At 72.3% G+C, this 15519-nt stretch carries 12 protein-coding genes and 1 tRNA gene; 4 read left to right on the top strand and 9 right to left on the bottom strand.

The genetic code is table 11. The features are described from left to right. Window positions 1-53: 53 nt before the first annotated feature. The 6 genes from pth to ACIO3O_RS23640 form a co-directional block, all read right to left on the bottom strand. Complete coding sequence (pth, locus tag ACIO3O_RS23665; protein WP_401748924.1) at window positions 54-677, bottom strand: aminoacyl-tRNA hydrolase; 624 nt, start codon at window positions 675-677, stop codon at window positions 54-56. Window positions 678-789: 112 nt separating this feature from the next. Beyond that, window positions 790-1374 carry a 50S ribosomal protein L25/general stress protein Ctc gene (locus tag ACIO3O_RS23660; protein WP_401748923.1) on the bottom strand — a complete coding sequence of 195 codons (585 nt, stop codon included), beginning with the start codon at window positions 1372-1374 and terminating at the stop codon, window positions 790-792. Between the two features lie 247 nt (window positions 1375-1621). Beyond that, window positions 1622-2599, bottom strand: coding sequence for a ribose-phosphate diphosphokinase (locus ACIO3O_RS23655; RefSeq protein WP_401748921.1), 978 nt, complete (start codon window positions 2597-2599; stop codon window positions 1622-1624). Window positions 2600-2701: 102 nt separating this feature from the next. Next, entirely contained in the window at window positions 2702-4150 is a 1449-nt protein-coding gene (gene glmU / locus ACIO3O_RS23650) for a bifunctional UDP-N-acetylglucosamine diphosphorylase/glucosamine-1-phosphate N-acetyltransferase GlmU (RefSeq protein ID WP_401748920.1), read from the bottom strand. 110 nt (window positions 4151-4260) lie between these two features. Continuing rightward, window positions 4261-4331 (bottom strand) — tRNA-Gln (locus ACIO3O_RS23645). A gap of 11 nt (window positions 4332-4342) precedes the next feature. After that, window positions 4343-5221, bottom strand: a complete 879-nt coding sequence (locus ACIO3O_RS23640) for a hypothetical protein (protein WP_401748918.1) — start codon at window positions 5219-5221, stop codon at window positions 4343-4345. Window positions 5222-5382: 161 nt separating this feature from the next. Here ACIO3O_RS23640 and ACIO3O_RS23635 point away from each other — a divergent pair, with 161 nt between their 5' ends. Beyond that, a complete protein-coding gene (locus ACIO3O_RS23635; protein WP_401748916.1) occupies window positions 5383-6693 on the top strand; it encodes a sensor histidine kinase in 1311 nt (436 codons plus the stop codon). Window positions 6694-6992: 299 nt separating this feature from the next. Here ACIO3O_RS23635 and ACIO3O_RS23630 read toward each other — a convergent pair whose 3' ends face one another. Together ACIO3O_RS23630 and ACIO3O_RS23625 are read right to left on the bottom strand one after the other, a co-directional pair. After that, complete coding sequence (locus ACIO3O_RS23630) at window positions 6993-7529, bottom strand: SUKH-3 domain-containing protein (RefSeq protein WP_401748914.1); 537 nt, start codon at window positions 7527-7529, stop codon at window positions 6993-6995. 11 nt (window positions 7530-7540) lie between these two features. After that, window positions 7541-8086: a YwqJ-related putative deaminase gene (locus ACIO3O_RS23625; RefSeq protein WP_401749127.1), complete on the bottom strand. Its 546-nt coding sequence runs from the start codon at window positions 8084-8086 to the stop codon at window positions 7541-7543. Between the two features lie 695 nt (window positions 8087-8781). Between ACIO3O_RS23625 and ACIO3O_RS23620 the strand changes: the two genes are divergently transcribed. From ACIO3O_RS23620 to ACIO3O_RS23610, 3 genes are all read left to right on the top strand, one after another. Further along, entirely contained in the window at window positions 8782-9765 is a 984-nt protein-coding gene (locus tag ACIO3O_RS23620; RefSeq protein ID WP_401748912.1) for an SMI1/KNR4 family protein, read from the top strand. A 45-nt stretch (window positions 9766-9810) separates the two neighbouring features. Further along, entirely contained in the window at window positions 9811-12468 is a 2658-nt protein-coding gene (locus ACIO3O_RS23615; protein ID WP_401748911.1) for an SUKH-4 family immunity protein, read from the top strand. A gap of 201 nt (window positions 12469-12669) precedes the next feature. Next, window positions 12670-13557 carry a cellulose-binding protein gene (locus ACIO3O_RS23610; protein WP_401748909.1) on the top strand — a complete coding sequence of 296 codons (888 nt, stop codon included), beginning with the start codon at window positions 12670-12672 and terminating at the stop codon, window positions 13555-13557. A gap of 203 nt (window positions 13558-13760) precedes the next feature. Here the strand turns inward: ACIO3O_RS23610 and ACIO3O_RS23605 are convergent, their stop codons facing one another. Next, window positions 13761-15359 carry an MDR family MFS transporter gene (locus ACIO3O_RS23605; protein WP_401749125.1) on the bottom strand — a complete coding sequence of 533 codons (1599 nt, stop codon included), beginning with the start codon at window positions 15357-15359 and terminating at the stop codon, window positions 13761-13763. Between the last annotated feature and the right edge of the window lie 160 nt (window positions 15360-15519).

Below are 15519 nucleotides of genomic sequence, written 5' to 3'. Positions count from 1 at the left end.
TGACTGGTGACGGGTCGTACGACCGACAACCGGTCCTACGAACGCCGACGAACCTACGAGTTGTACGTCGACTGCGCGCGCTCCAGGCCCTCGATCAGCAGGGCCTCCACAGCGTCCGCCGCGCGGTCCACGAAGTAGTCCAGCTCCTTCTTCTCCGCGCCCGAGAAGTCCTTCAGCACGAAGTCGGCGACCTGCATGCGGCCCGGCGGGCGGCCGATGCCGAAGCGGACGCGGTGGTAGGCGGGACCCATCGACTTGGTCATCGACTTCAGGCCGTTGTGGCCGTTGTCGCCGCCGCCCAGCTTCAGACGCAGCACCCCGTAGTCGATGTCCAGCTCGTCATGGATGGCCACGATGTTCGCCGTCGGCACCTTGTAGAAGTCGCGCAGCGCCGTCACCGGGCCGCCCGACAGGTTCATGTACGAGAGCGGCTTGGCGAGGATCACGCGGCGGTTGAACGGGCCGGGGGGACCGATCCGCCCCTCCAGCACCTGCGCGCGCGCCTTGTGGGACTTGAACTTGCCGCCGATGCGGGAAGCCAGGAGGTCGGCGACCATCCAGCCCACGTTGTGGCGGTTGGCCGCGTACTCGCCGCCCGGATTGCCCAGGCCCACGACCAGCCAGGGGGCCGACGGGTCCGGGGCGGCCGGAGAGGCGGCCGGGCTCGGGGTCGTCATCTGCATGTCTCCTTGTGTCCTGCCGGTGGCCCGCACATACGGAAGGCCGCCGCCCCGCACCCCGAAGGGCGCGAAGCGGCGGCCGAAACCGTACAACGAAAAGCTACGAGGCTCAGGCCTCGGAACCCTCGGCGTCGGCGTCCGCGGCCGGCTCCTCGGCCTGCGCGGAGACGACCTGGATGACGACAGCGTCGGCGTCGGTCACCAGCGTGGTGCCCTTGGGCAGCGGGACGTCCTTCGCCAGGATCGAGTCACCGGCGTCCAGGCCCTGCACCGAGACGGTGACGGACTCGGGGATGTGCGTGGCCTCGGCCTCGACGGAGAGGGTGTTGAGCACGTTCTCCAGGAGGTTGGAGCCCGGCGCCAGGTCGCCCTCGGAGAGGACCGCGACCTCGACCGTGACCTTCTCGCCCTTCTTGACCGCGAGCAGGTCGACGTGCGTGATGGTGCGCTTGATGGCGTCACGCTGGACGGCCTTGGGGATGACGAGCTCGGTGCGGCCTTCGATGTCCAGGCTCAGCAGGGCGTTGCTGGTCTTGAGCGCCATCATCAGCTCGTGACCCGGCAGCGTGATGTGCACGGTGTCGGCGCCGTGACCGTAGATGACGGCCGGAACCTTGTTGGCGCGACGGGTCTGGCGGGCAGCGCCCTTGCCGAACTCGGTACGGACCTCAGCGGTGAGCTTGACCTCAGCCATGATTGCGCTCCTCGTAAATGATGGAAACGGGGTAGGTCGTCACCCGGCCACACGAACGGCCCGCTGCGGAGCCTGCTACGAAGAGCGCGTCGATAACGGAGGACCGAGTCCTCCCTCGCCGAGCAACCCCGGAAGTCTAACCGCACTATCACGTACGGCCCAATCGATCACCGCTCCGGTACGCGGATACGCGGAAGGGCCGCCCGGTGCGCCACCGGACGGCCCTTCCCCGTACAGCCGGAGCCTGTCAGGACTGCTCCTCGAAGAGGCTCGTCACCGAACCGTCCTCGAAGACCTCACGCACCGCGCGGGCGATCGACGGCGCGATCGAGAGCACCGTGATCTTGTCCATCTCCAGGTCGGACGGGTCGGGGAGCGTGTTCGTGAAGACGAACTCGCTCACCTTGGAGTTCTTCAGACGGTCGGCGGCCGGGCCCGACAGGATGCCGTGCGTGGCCGTCACGATGACGTCCTCCGCGCCGTGCGCGAACAGGGCGTCGGCGGCGGCGCAGATCGTGCCACCGGTGTCGATCATGTCGTCGACCAGGACGCAGACGCGGCCCTCGACCTCACCGACGACCTCGTGGACGGTCACCTGGTTGGCGACGTCCTTGTCACGGCGCTTGTGCACGATCGCCAGCGGGGCGTCCAGGCGGTCGCACCAGCGGTCGGCGACACGCACGCGGCCGGCGTCCGGGGAGACGATCGTCAGCTTCGAACGGTCGACCTTCGCGCCCACGTAGTCCGCGAGGACCGGCAGCGCGGTGAGGTGGTCGACCGGGCCGTCGAAGAAGCCCTGGATCTGGTCGGTGTGCAGGTCGACCGTGAGGATGCGGTCCGCACCCGCGGTCTTCAGCAGGTCCGCCACCAGACGCGCCGAGATCGGCTCGCGGCCCTTGTGCTTCTTGTCCTGACGGGCATAGCCGTACGACGGAACGATCACCGTGATGGAACGGGCCGAGGCCCGCTTCAGCGCGTCGATCATGATGAGCTGTTCCATGATCCACTTGTTGATGGGAGCCGTGTGGCTCTGCATCAGGAAGCAGTCGGCGCCACGAGCGGACTCCTGGAAGCGGACGTAGATCTCACCGTTCGCGAAGTCGAAGGCCTTCGTCGGCACGACGCCGATGCCCAGCTGATGTGCGACCTCCTCGGCCAGCTCGGGGTGTGCGCGGCCGGAGAAGAGCATCATCTTCTTCTCGCCGGTCGTCTTGATCCCGGTCACAGCACGGTCTCCTCAGAGTGTTTCTGGCCGCCGCAGCCTGCGAGCCAGCCGAAATGGTGTGCATCTATCACGGTACGCGGTGCACGGAGCACCCGTTTCCGGTCAGCTTTCGTCGCTCGCCTCGGACGAGGCGGCCGAAGCGGCCTGCGCGGCAGCACTGCCGGGCCGCTTGCGGGCCACCCAACCCTCGATATTCCGCTGCTGGCCCCGGGCCACGGCCAGCGAACCGGCCGGCACGTCCTTCGTGATCACGGACCCGGCGGCGGTGTAGGCACCGTCCCCGACAGTGACAGGAGCCACAAACATGTTGTCCGAACCCGTGCGGCAGTGCGAGCCGATGGTCGTGTGGTGCTTGGCCTCGCCGTCGTAGTTCACGAAGACGCTCGCCGCACCGATGTTGGTGTAGTCGCCGATCGTCGCGTCACCGACGTAGGACAGGTGCGGGACCTTGGAACCCTCGCCGATCGTCGCGTTCTTCGCCTCGACGTACGCACCGATCTTCGACTTCACACCGAGCTTCGTGCCCGGACGCAGGTACGCGAACGGGCCGACGCTGGCGGCGGCGCCGATCTCGGCGGAGACGGCGACGGTGTTGTCCACGCGGGCGCCGATGCCGACCGTGGTGTCGGTCAGGCGGGTGTTCGGGCCGACCTCGGCGTTCGCGGCGATGTGCGTGGTGCCCAACAGCTGGGTGCCCGGGTGCACGATCGCGTCCTGACCGAAGGTCACCGTCACGTCGATGAACGTCGACTGCGGGTCGATGACGCTCACGCCCGAGAGCATCGCCGCCTCCAGGAGACGGGCGTTGAGCAGGCGGCGGGCCTCCGCGAGCTGCACACGGTTGTTGATGCCCAGGATCTCGCGGTGGTCGGCGGCGACCGACGCACCGACGCGGTGACCGGCCTCGCGCAGGATGCCCAGGACGTCGGTCAGGTACTCCTCGCCCTGGCTGTTGTCCGTGCGGACCTTGCCGAGGGCGTCGGCGAGCAGCTCGCCGTCGAACGCGAACACACCGGAGTTGATCTCACGGATCGCGCGCTGGGCGTCGGAGGCGTCCTTGTGCTCGACGATCGCGGTCACGGCCTGCGTCTGCGGGTCGCGCACGATACGGCCGTAGCCGGTCGAGTCCGGGACCTCGGCGGTCAGCACCGTGCAGGCGTTGCCGTCGGCGGAGTGCGTGGCGGCGAGGGCGGTGAGCGTCGCGCCGGTCAGCAGCGGGGTGTCGCCGCAGACCACGACGACCGTGCCGGACGGGCTGCCGCCGAGGGCTTCGAGGCCCATCCGCACCGCGTGACCCGTACCGAGCTGCTGCTCCTGTACGGCGGTGTGCGCGTCGGCGTCGATCTCGCCGAGGTGGGCGACGACCTTCTCGCGGGCGTGGCCGACGACGACGACCAGATCGGCCGGGTCCAGCTCGCGCGCGGCGGCGACGACGTGACCGACGAGCGAGCGCCCGCTGATCTCGTGCAGGACCTTCGGGGTGGCCGACTTCATGCGGGTGCCCTCACCCGCTGCGAGGACGACGACGGCTGCCGGGCTATTGGCGCTCACGGTGGTGCCCTTCGGCTACTACGGGGGTGGACTTCCGCAGGATACCGGGGGGTTACGAGGGGGAAACGAGTGCGGGTCCCGGCTCGTGAGCCAGGACCCGAACTTTGCAGCTCCCAGGGAAGGAATCGAACCCTCATTCAATGGACCAAAACCATTTGTCCTGCCATTAGACGACCTGGGATGGTCTGCCGCTTATGTCCGATTTTGCTGATCGGGCTGCGGTGCGGCACCTACTATGCCGTACCACCAGCCCTCGATGCGACGGTAAAGGTCGGCGCTTTGCCGGACTTGGATCACAAGGCAGCCGTGATATGCGTCACCGGTGTTCTTGCGGTTGGTCTTGGGGTTGTGCTTCTTGAGGCTGGTCTTGCCGAAGTTGGCGAAGTCCTCTCCGACGAAGTCGGCCCAGAACTGCTCGGCCGCCGCGACATCGGCGGTCTCGTGGATGTGCACGTAGAAGCGGATCTGCTCCGGTCGCACGTCGACCAACTTCAGCCAGGCCAGGAAGACCTTGATCATGTCGGGGTCGCTGTTGACGAAGGTGACTCGCTCTTGTTGGCGATGGGCCTTCGCCTTGGTTCCTTCGGCCCAGTAGAGCCCGACACCCACCATGAAGAGTTCCCGGTCGTTCATCGTGCAGGTCTCCGAGCCGGCCTGCCGTTTCGTTCGCTGCCGGTCCTCCTCCCGGCGTCGCATCGTCGCCTCCCAGCCGCGTTTGGCGATCGCCGAGGCCTCCTCGGAGCTGCGCCTGCGCTCCGGCTTTGGCAGGTCCCGTACCCACAGCGAGATCGAGCTCTTCGAGCAGCCCAGCTCGACCTGGATCTGGTCGTACGTCATGCCCTTCAGCCGCAGCTCGCGGGCCGTCTCGCGGAGGTCGTCCTTGGCGTTGGGGCGCTTGGTCCACTCCGGGGCCGGTTCGCCGTCCAGGAGGCGGTTGAGGAGGTCGTTGTTGTCGACGTGGATGCGGTCGCGGATCTGGCGGCGGCTGAGGCCCTCGCGCCGCAGGGCGATCGCCTGCTCGCGCAGCGCTTCGAAGTCCGCGTACTTGTTGCGCGGAGGTGTGGTCGTCATGCGGGCAGCTTTGTTCGCTGGGCGGACGCGTGTGCCGAAAATGCGGGCGATTCATGGATTCGGGTGGACTGTGGCCGAAACGGTGGCGGCCTGAAGTCGACCGTGCTTCGCGCGGAGAAGTCGCAGGAAAGGGGACACCGGTCGCCCGTAGGCTGGGTTGTATGACCGTTACGGGGGAGAGCCGGGGCGACGTGGACCTGACCAGTCCGCGGTTCTGGTGGTGGGAGCGGCGGCGCGGTGTCGTGCTCGACGCGGGGCTGGCCGCGGCGTCGGCGGCGGAGTGCGCGGTCGAGGGGATCTCGTTCACGGACCAGACCGGCGTGCCGATGGTGCTCGGGGTGCTGCTGGGGCTGGTGGTCGGGTCGACGCTGCTGGTGCGGCGGCGGTGGCCGATCGCGGTGGTGCTGGTGTCGATCGCGGTGACGCCGGCCGAGTTGGGCTTCCTGATGGGCGTCATCGGGCTCTACACGCTGGCGGCGTCCGAGGTGCCGCGGCGGATCACGGCGTTGCTGGCGTCGATGTCGTTCCTGGGGACGCTGGTGGCGTCGTGGGTGCGGATGCGGACGCTGGCGGGGGACGACGGCGCGGAGTTCGACCAGGGGATCGGGTACACGGCGGTCATCTCGTTCGTACTGGCGTTGGGGATGGCCGCGCCGCCCGTGCTGCTGGGGTTGTACATAGGGGCGCGGCGGCGGCTCATGGAGAGCTTGCGGGAGCGGGCGGATTCGCTGGAGCGGGAGCTTTCGCTGCTCGCGGACCGGGCCGAGGAGCGGGCCGAGTGGGCGCGTACGGAGGAGCGGACGCGGATCGCGCGCGAGATGCACGACGTGGTGGCGCACCGGGTGAGTCTGATGGTGGTGCATGCGGCTGCCTTGCAGGCGGTGGCGTTGAAGGATCCGCAGAAGGCGGTGAAGAATGCCGCGCTGGTCGGGGACATGGGGCGGCAGGCGTTGACGGAGTTGCGGGAGATGTTGGGGGTGCTGCGGTCGGGGGAGGCCGTGGTGCGGGAGGCGGCTGCTGCGGGGCCGCAGCCGTTGGCGGCGGTCGGGGCGGCCGCGGCCGCTGCGGCTGCCGCGGCGGAGGGCGGTCCGTGTCTGGCCGATGTGGAGATGCTGGTGGAGCAGTCGCGGGCGGCCGGGATGGTGGTGGAGCTGTCCGTGGACGGGGAGCCGGTGGAGTGCGGGGCGCTGGTCGAGCAGACGGCGTACCGGGTGGTGCAGGAGGCCCTGACGAACGTGCACAAGCATGCGGCGGGGGCGAAGGCGTGGGTGCGGCTGGCGTATCGGGACGGTGAGGTCGCGATGCAGGTGGAGAACGGGGTGTCGGATGCGGGGGCGGTCGAGGTGGGGCTGCCGAGTGGGGGGAACGGGCTGGTGGGGATGCGGGAGAGGGTGAATGCGCTGGGGGGTGTGTTTGTGGCGGGGGGGACGGAGGCGGGGGGGTTTCGGGTGTCGGCGGTGTTGCCGGTGTAGGGGGTTTGGGGGGTACGGGGTGGCTTGGCCCCTTCGGGGGCGTGGGCGGTACGAGGGTGGGGCGGGGCCTCTTGGGACGGGCGTCCGGCGGGGGGCTTGGCCAGGGGGCGGTGCCGGGGTGGGCCGGTGGCGAGAGGGCCGGGAGCGGGGTGGCCCGGAGTCGGGCGGGCCGCCCCCTTGCCCGCCCGTTCCGCCCCCTTGGGGCGGCCCCGTCGCCCAAGGGGGCGGGGGGAGAGGAAGAGGGCGGAGCCCAAGGGGACGGGGCGGTGAGAGCCGGAGCCCAAGGGCCCCGGTGATCGTCAGGTCGTGGTGAGGCGTGGGGGTTGGGTGCCTGTGATCAGGGTGGCGAGGGCCGTGTCCACGGTGTGGCCCAGGAACCAGTCGCCCGTGTGGTCCAGGCTGTAGACCCGGCCCTCGGTGTCGATGGCGAGGGTGGCCTGCGGGTCGCCTGCGGGTGTGGATTCCTGGCCCAGGGGGCAGATCCCGGTGTCCAGGGCCCGGCCCAGGTCCGCGAAGGTGCGGGCCAGGTGGAGTCCGTGCAGGGGGTCGAGGTGGATCGGGGTGGGCGCGATCTGGCGGCCCGCCCCCGGGGGCGTGATGCGCAGGCCGCCGAATTCGGCCCAGGCCTCGACGGCTGCGGGGAACACGGTGTGGTGGTGACCGGCGGGGGACATGTGGGCGCGCAGGGTGTCGGCCCAGTGTTCGGCCTGCTTTATGTCCCAGCGGCCCGGCTGCCAGCCCGCGTCCCGCAGTGCCGCGTCGACGGCGACCGGGAAGCGGGTCGTGCTGGTGTTGAGGTGGGCGGGCCCGTTGGTGGGGGTGGGAGTGGGGGGCATGGGGGTGCGGGTCAGCCCTTCTCGGCCGTGGGGTCCACCGGACGTACGCCGAAGTGGGCGAGGAGCGGTGCGCAGGAGCGGCAGGGGGGTGCGTAACTGCCGTGCAGCGGGTCGCCGTCCTCGCGGATGCGGCGTGCGGTGAGCTTGGAGTGCTTGAGGGAGCGGCGTGCCTCGCTGGCCGTGAGCGGTTTGCGGGCGGCACGCTTGGAGCGGCCCGACTCGGCGGCCGTGATGTGCCGGGAGAGCAGGATCGCTTCGGGGCAGCGGCCGGTGGAGCGGGTGCGCTGGTTGCTGGTGAGGGTGTCCAGGAAGTCCTGGACGAGGGGGTGCAGTGCGGGCGGCTGGTCGCCCCTGCCCGCGGTGCAGGTGAGCGTGTCCGCGCCGCGTACCGACAGGGCGGCGGCGACGGTGGGCAGTATGCCGTCGCGGCGGTGGCGGAGGGCGGGCGGCGCGGGCTGGGCGCCGGTGCTGCTCCAGGTGAGGCGGGGGTCGCCGCTGGAGCGGTCCGCGGAGGGGCGGTCGCCGGTGGTGGAGCGGTCGCCGGACGCGTCGCCCACAGTGGACCGGTCGCCGGACGTGTGGCCCCCGGTGGAGCGGTCGCCGGAGGTGCGGTCCGCGGCCGGGCCCGACGGTGCCTCGGTGCGGTCACCCGTGAGGTGGATCGTGGGGTGGGTGGCGGTGCTTCCCGGAGTGTCGCCCCGGGAGTTGCCCGGGGTGCTTCCCGGAGCGTTGCCCGAAGTGGTCCCCGAGACGCTTCCCGGCGCGTTGCCCGAAGTGCTTCCCGTGGCAGTCCCCGTGGCGCTTTCTGCGGCGTGGCTCATGCTGCGGCCCATGGTGTGGCCCGTACGGCTTGCTGGTGTGCCCGCGGCTCCTGTCGCCTCTGTTGTCCCCGTTGCCCGCATTGTGGGCGGTTTTCCTGTTTGTGCAGTGTGCATGGTGGTGCGTTCCCTCCCTGCAATCCCCCGAGTTGCGGGGACAGCCTGCCAAATGTGCCCTGTCCTGGGGAAGCTGGGGCACCGGTTCGGGCGAGTCCCCCCGAAGCGGCGCCCGATGCGGCACTCTCCGCGCCCCCTCTCCCGGGACGCGAGTGGGCCCCGGGACGCCTGCGCGTGACGGCCCGTGGAGGGGCGGTCCACCGCCGGTCACGGCCCTTTCGTACGAGCGTCACAGCCGCCCCACAGGGGCGGGACCCCCTGTTGCACCACCGCATAGGCTGTGGTGAATCCGCCGGACGCAGCAGGGGGCAACAGCCATGACGACAGGTCGGCTCGGGCACGAGGCCGCGCCACCGAACGCGGCCTACGCCGGGCAGCTCGTGAACTTCCCGGACCCGGTCCGGGCCGCCCGCCACCCCCAGGGTGTGCGGGTGGACGGCGAGGGCTACCCGGACTTCGCGCCCTACGCGCGCGCCGCCGCCGAGATCGCCGAGCCCCCCGAGGGCTTCGGCGTGGACGAGTTGCGGCTGACCGACTACGTGTCGGCCAACGCGGCCCTGCACGCCGAGGGCCACGAGCTGTGGGAGACGCTCGACCCGGTCGCCACCCCGCACGGCTGGACCTGGCACCACGTACCGCACACCCGGCGCATGCACCTGGTCCCGGTCGAGGTGAAGGCGCTGCTGCGCCACCACGGCGGGCTCGCGACGACCGAGGTCGACCAGGACAAGCGCGGCACCCGACCGCTCCAGGAGACCCGGCCCGTGCACTTCGGCCTGCCCAAGGGGACGGTCGCGGTGTCGGAGTCGCAGGTGCTGGGCGTGGAGGAGGACCTGGGCTACCGGCTGCCCGGTGCGTACCGCTCCTTCCTGAAGGCGGCGGGCGGTTGCGCGCCCGTCGGGGCGGCGCTGGACGCGGAGTTGGGGCTGCTGGTCGACCAGCCGTTCTTCACCGTGCGCGACGAGGCGGGTGTCAACGATCTGGTGTACGTCAACAAGTGTCTGCGCGATCACCTGACCAAGGACTACCTCGGCGTGACCTTTGTGCAGGGCGGGATCCTCGCCGTGAAGGTGCGCGGGGAGAACACCGGTTCGGTGTGGTTCTGCGCGTACGACGACGCGCGCGACCAGGACGGCTGGTCGGTCCAGGAGCGGGTGGAGCGGCTGCTGCTGCCCTGTGGCGAGGACTTCGACGAGTTCCTGCAGCGGCTGGCGGGCAGTCCGCCGGAGTTGCAGACGGTGGCGGATCTGATGGTGGACGGCGGTTTCGCCCGCGCGGTCCCCGTCTCCGACGAGGTGTGACGTGTTGGTGGGTTCAGGTACGAGTACGACGGGGGTGACGGTCCGATGGTGACGTTCGCGCAGGCGCAGGAACGCGCAGACGAGTGGGTCAACGGGGACGTGCCCGCGTACCAGCACCGCGAGGTGCGGGTGCGGGAGTTCGACCTCGGGTTCGTGGTGTGGGCGGAGGACCGGGAGAACGGTCCGGTCTCCGACGGCGGGCGGCAGCGCCTGGTCATCGCCCGCGACAGCGGCGAGGCCACACTGTGGCCGGAGCTGCCGGTGGGCGAGGTGATCAGGCGGTACGAAGAGGCGTACGGAAGCCCGGCGGGCGAACCGGACGAGCCCGCTCCGGCCCCGCCGCAGCGCGTCGACCTGCAACAGACCTCCTTCCTCCTGACACCGCCGGAGTGGTTGCAGGAGGCCGCGGACAAGATGGGCGTCCCGGACCGGCGGTCGTCGTCGGGGTCCGGATCTGGGTCTGGGTCCGGGCCGGGTTCCGGATCGGGCTCCGGGTCGGGTTCCGGTTCCTCCGGTTCCGCTGCCCCGGCGGCTTCCGCTTCCCCGTCCGGTACGGGTCCGGGCTCGCCCGCCGGGTACGGCGGCGGCCCCACCCCGCCGCCGGCCGGGGCGACCCCCTGGGCCGGGACGGACACCAACTCCTCGGACGCGGGCGGTGTTCCGCTGCCCGCCACCGTGTTCGCACCCCCGCTCGTCGGGGCGGACGACGACGACACCCCGCCGCCCGGCGTCGGGCCCGAGGCCAAGACCTCGCTGATCCAGGGCGGCAGCCAGCTCCCCAGCACGGCCGTCGCACCCGCCCTGCCGGACCCGTCGGCCCCACGACCGCTCCCGGGAGCGGATTCCGCTTCGGCACCGGGTGCGGGTTCCGGTACGCAGCCGCCCGCAGCCCCGGCAGCTCCCGGCGCCCCTGCGGCCCCCGGTGCCCCCGGACGCCCCGGCCTGTCCGCCGGGGCCGAGGACATCGCCGACGCCGCGACCAGCAAGGCCACCCTGCCGCCCGGCGCCCGGCGCGGCAGTGCTTCGACGACCCCGCCGCCGCCCGGTGCCCCCGGCACCCCGGGTGCGCGTCCCGGTGCGGTGCCGCCGCCCTCGGGGCCGGGTGCTCCCGGCGCTCCGGCGGGGGGTTACGTACCGACGGCGATGGTTCCGCACCTCGGCTCGGGCGGCGGTCCCGGTGGCCCCGGTGCGCCTCAGCCGCCCGGCCCGCCCGGGCCTCCCGGCTCGACTCCGCCGCCCCCCGGCGGTGGTGTGCACCACGCGGCGACGATGCTGGCCGACCCGAGCCAGGGCGGACAGCCGGGCGCGCCCCAGCCGCCCGGCCCGCCCGGCCCTCCCGGTGCGACCCCGCCGCCCGGTGGCGGTGTCCACCATGCCGCGACCGTGTTCGCCAGTCCGCCGCAGGGCGGTCCCGGGGCTCCGCAGCCGCCCGGCCCGCCCGGAGCTCCGGGGGCCCCAGGGGCTCCACAGCCCCCCGGGCCTCCCGGTGCGACCCCGCCGCCCGGCGGCGGTGTGCACCACGCGGCGACCATGTTCGCCAACCCGCCCGGTGGTCCCGGGGCTCCGCAGCCGCCCGGTCCGCCCGGTGCGATGCCGCCCCCGCACGCCCAGATGCAGCCGCCGCCCGCGAACATGCCGCCGCCGAACATGCCGCCCCCGCACGCCGGTCACCAGCCGCCGCCCGCCTACGGCTACCCGCAGCAGCCCCCCGCCGGGCTGCCCACGGTCGGCCCCGGCTACCAGGCGGTGCTGCGCTACCGCGCCCAGGACGGCTCCGAGCAGCAGCTCATCCGCCGCAGCGCGCCCGGCACCCCGCACCCGGAGTGGCAGATGCTGCACGAGCTGCGCGCGATGCAGGTCCCGCCGCAGCAAGTGCTGGAGCTGCACACCGAGTTGGCGTCCTGCGAACTCCCGGGCGGCTACTGCGCGCGGATGATCCGCGAGACCTGGCCGCAGGTGCGGATCACGAGCGTGGCTCCGTACGGTACGGATCACGCCTCGCGCCAGCAGGGCATGCGGCACCTGCTCACCCACCAGGGCGAGCTGCACCAGGTCGCCGACGGCCCGGCGCGGCCGGCTCCGGTGCGGGCGCCGCTGCCGCACCCGAGCCAGCTGCCGCAGCTCCCGCCGGCGACGCCGGAGGGGGTGGCGCACGAGCTGGTCTCGGCGTTCGGGCCGCAGGCGCTCTTCCGGTTCGACCAGAACGCGGTCTCGCGGCAGGGTGTGCCGGAGGCCGTGGCGGTGACGCTGATGTGGGCCGGGCTGCCGGTCGACTTCGGGCCGTTCTTCTGGGCTCAGGCGGTGCCGGGGCAGCCGGTGCCGACGCTCGCGGAGCTGGCGCAGCAGCGCGGGGTGCAGCCCGCGTCGGACGCCGGGTCGTACCTGGTGATGGGCTCGGACTTCGGGCGTGCGCTCTGCGTGCAGTACGGCACGGCGAACATCGTGGCCGTGCCGGTCGAGGCGGGTCCGGGCGGGGCTCCGGTGCCGCCGCAGTTCGTGAACACCGGTCTGCCCGAGTTCGTACGGTCGCTGGCGCTGCTGGGACGGATGTGGCGACTGCGGTTCGGGCTCAACCCCGAGCAGGCGGGCCGCTGGACCGTCGACTTCCAGGCGCAGCTGGCGGCACTGGACCCGGCGGCGCTGGCGTCGCCGGAGAGCTGGTGGTCGGTGCTGCTGGAGCAGATGTGGGACGGGCTGCTGTAGGGCGGCTTCGGCGCGGGGCCGGGGCGTACGACCTGAGGGATCGGGTGGTGCGCCCCGGCCGTTTTCCTGCCCCGAACGGGGGCGGCCATCGGGCAGAGTGTCGGGTTATGGACACTTGAGTCCGTTACATCAGGTTCTGCCGGAGTCTCTGGCCTGCTTCCTGGTCGCCGCCGAAAGGCCGCTGAGAAAGGGGAAAACAGGATGAACGCATCGACGTCACCCCACGGCTTCACCACGGTGCGGGGCCGCGGCTACCGCCCGGAACAGGTGGACCGCCGTATCGACGCACTGTTCCGGGACCGCGACGACGCGTGGGAGCGGGCGGCGCGGCTGACCGTGCTGGCCAAGCAGATGGAGGCCGAGGCGGACGCCCTGCGGGAGCGGGTCGCGCAGTTGCCGCCGCAGACGTACGAGGCGTTGGGCGAGGGGGCGCAGACCATCCTGGCCCTGTCCCGGGAGGCGGCCGACGAGCTGCGGGCGGGGGCGGAGGAAGAGGCGTCGGAGGTGACGGCGGCGGCCGAGGCCGAGGGGTTGTCGGTACGGGACGCGGCCCGGGCGGCGGCCGAGCGGGTGCGGGCGGAGGCCGAGGAGACGGCGTCCCGGCTGCTGACGGAGGCGGCCGCGCACGCGGACGGGGTACGGACGGCGGCCCGCCGGGACGCCAAGGAGTGGCGGACCCGGGCGCAGGCCGCCCTGAAGGAGATCCGCAAGCAGAGCGAGGGTGTCCGTACCGACCAGGAGAAGGAGCACGCCGAGCGCTGGGAGGCCGCCGAGCGGGCCGTCGCCGCCCGGGAGGCGGAGGCCGACGAACGCTTCGCCGCGCTCACCTCGCGGGCGGAGGCGGTCCTGGCCGCGGCCCGCAGGGGGCTGGCCGAGGCCGAGGAGGAGGCCCGGCACGGCCAGGAGGACGCGGAGGCGCGGGGTGCGGAGCTGGTGGCGCAGGCGCGGGGGGTCGAGGCGCGGGTGGAGCGGGAGACGGAGCGGGTGCTGAGGGAGCACGAGGAGGAGCGGGAGGAGGTGCAGGCGCATATGGCGCATGTGCGGAACAGTTTGGCGGCGTTGACGGGGAGGGCGGTGGCGGAGGGGTGAGCCCTGGGGGGGGGCGGGGGTTTCTGTGCGGGTGGGTGGGGGGTTGCTGTTCGTGGGGGGGGGGGGGGCCCCCCCCCCCCCCCCCGCGTTCCCCCCCCCCCCCCCCCCCCCAAACCCCCCCCCCCGCCGCGGGGGGGGGGGGTGGGGGTGCGGGCGGGGGGCGCTGCCCCCGGACCCCCGGGTTTCGCCCCGGTCCCGCCCCTTCACCTAGAGCGCTCGCCGCGCGGCTTTGTGGGGGGCTGGCGTTTTGCGCAGTTCCCCGCGCCCCTTTCAGGGGCGCGAGCAACCCCCGGCCGGGCCGCCGGGTCCCCGTCGGCCGAACCCGGCGTCGGGTCGGTCAGGACCGGGAACCTCCTGGGGGCCAGCACCAGCAGGGCGACCAGGGAGAGGAAGCCCGCCGCCGCCGCGCCCACGTACACGTGGTCCACCGCCGCGTCGACCGCCCGGCGCAGATAGTCCGCGGCCGCCGCGCCCAGCGTCGAGTCCGGGTCGGTGAGGGCGTGGGAGACCGAGTCGAGGTCGCCCGGGAGGCCGTCCCGGAGCGCGGGGGGTGCGGAGGCGAGGCGGTCGGAGAGGGTCGCGTTCGCCACCGCCCCGAAGACGGCCGCCCCCACGCTCTGGCCCAGTTGCCGGTAGAAGAGGATCGACGCCGTCGCCGTTCCCCGTTCCGACCAGCCCACCGTCGACTGCACCCCGACGATCAGCGGGAGTTGGAAGAGGCCGAGCGCCCCGCCCAGCAGCAGCATGATCAGTGCGGGCATCCAGGCCGAGCCGGGGAAGGGGAGCAGGGGGAAGGCCAGCAGAATGAGCGTGGCCAGCGAGATGCCGATGATCGCGGTCTGGCGGAACCCGATCCTCCCGTACACGTGCTGGCTCAGCGCCGCGGACACCGGCCAGCTCAGCGTCATGATGGAGAGCACGAAGCCCGCTGCGGTCGGGCCGAGGCCGAGCACCGTCTGGGCGTAGGTGGGCAGGAAGACGGTCGGGGCGACCATGAGCAGCCCGAGCATGCCCAGCGCCACGTTCACCGCGGCGATCGTGCGCCGGCGCCACACCCAGCCGGGGAGGATCGGCTCGGCGGCGCGCCGCTCGATCAGGACGACGACCACGACCAGTACGGCGCTCGCCGCCAGCAGCGTCAGGGACGGGGCGGAGAGCCACGGCCAGACGACCCCGCCCTGCACCAGCGCCGTCAACAGCAGCCCGCCGCAGGCGAATACGGCGAGTGCTCCGGGCCAGTCGATACGAGAACGCAGGGGGGAGGCGGAGGGTTCCCGGGTGCGGTCCGGTTCCCGCAGGAACTTTGCGATCAGCCACATCGCGACCGCACCCACCGGCAGGTTGATCAGGAAGATCCAGCGCCAGTCCGCGTAGGTGGCGAGGACGCCGCCCACGGCCGGGCCCGCCACCGCCGACACCGCCCACACCGTGGACAACTTGGCCTGGATCTTGGGGCGTTCCTTGAGGGGGTAGAGGTCGGCGGCGACGGTCTGGACCGTGCCCTGTATCGCCCCGCCGCCCAGGCCCTGCACGATGCGGAACGCGATGAGCGCCGGCATGTTCCAGGCCAGCGCACAGAGTATGGAGCCGAGGAGGAAGAGGGCGATGCCGGTGATCAGGACCGGCTTGCGGCCGAAGGTGTCGGACAGCTTGCCGTAGACGGGCAGGGTGACGGTCACCGCGAGGAGGTAGCCGGAGAAGAGCCACGAGAAGACCGTGAAACCGCCCAGGTCGGCGACGATCTGGGGGACGGCCGTCGAGACGATCGTGCCGTCCAGCGCGGCGAGCGCCATGCCCAGCATGAGCGCGGCGACCACCGGCCCGCGCCGGGCCGCGGCCGCCCCGGCGACGACGCCGGGTGCGGGGCCTGCGCCCGTGCCACTTACATCTTTGTCGGCCACCGAATTCCCTTCCCCCTGCACGTATTTTCTCGGCACAGCGTCTCACCCGCAGGTCGGCGCG

This window comes from Streptomyces sp. NPDC087440 (assembly GCF_044744005.1).
Lineage (GTDB): Bacteria > Actinomycetota > Actinomycetes > Streptomycetales > Streptomycetaceae > Streptomyces.
Note: the sequence above shows the minus strand (reverse complement) of the source record. Positions and strands in the feature narration are given on the sequence as shown.

Bases quoted from the DNA above. Each gene is read 5' to 3' on its own strand.
- pth (WP_401748924.1), bottom strand. From the start codon at position 677: ATGACGACCCCGAGCCCGGCCGCCTCTCCGGCCGCCCCGGACCCGTCG.
- ACIO3O_RS23660 (WP_401748923.1), bottom strand. From the start codon at position 1,374: ATGGCTGAGGTCAAGCTCACCGCTGAGGTCCGTACCGAGTTCGGCAAG.
- ACIO3O_RS23640 (WP_401748918.1), bottom strand. From the start codon at position 5,221: ATGACGACCACACCTCCGCGCAACAAGTACGCGGACTTCGAAGCGCTG.
- ACIO3O_RS23635 (WP_401748916.1), top strand. From the start codon at position 5,383: ATGACCGTTACGGGGGAGAGCCGGGGCGACGTGGACCTGACCAGTCCG.
- ACIO3O_RS23630 (WP_401748914.1), bottom strand. From the start codon at position 7,529: ATGCCCCCCACTCCCACCCCCACCAACGGGCCCGCCCACCTCAACACC.
- ACIO3O_RS23620 (WP_401748912.1), top strand. From the start codon at position 8,782: ATGACGACAGGTCGGCTCGGGCACGAGGCCGCGCCACCGAACGCGGCC.
- ACIO3O_RS23615 (WP_401748911.1), top strand. From the start codon at position 9,811: ATGGTGACGTTCGCGCAGGCGCAGGAACGCGCAGACGAGTGGGTCAAC.
- ACIO3O_RS23610 (WP_401748909.1), top strand. From the start codon at position 12,670: ATGAACGCATCGACGTCACCCCACGGCTTCACCACGGTGCGGGGCCGC.
- ACIO3O_RS23605 (WP_401749125.1), bottom strand. From the start codon at position 15,359: ATGCTGGGCATGGCGCTCGCCGCGCTGGACGGCACGATCGTCTCGACG.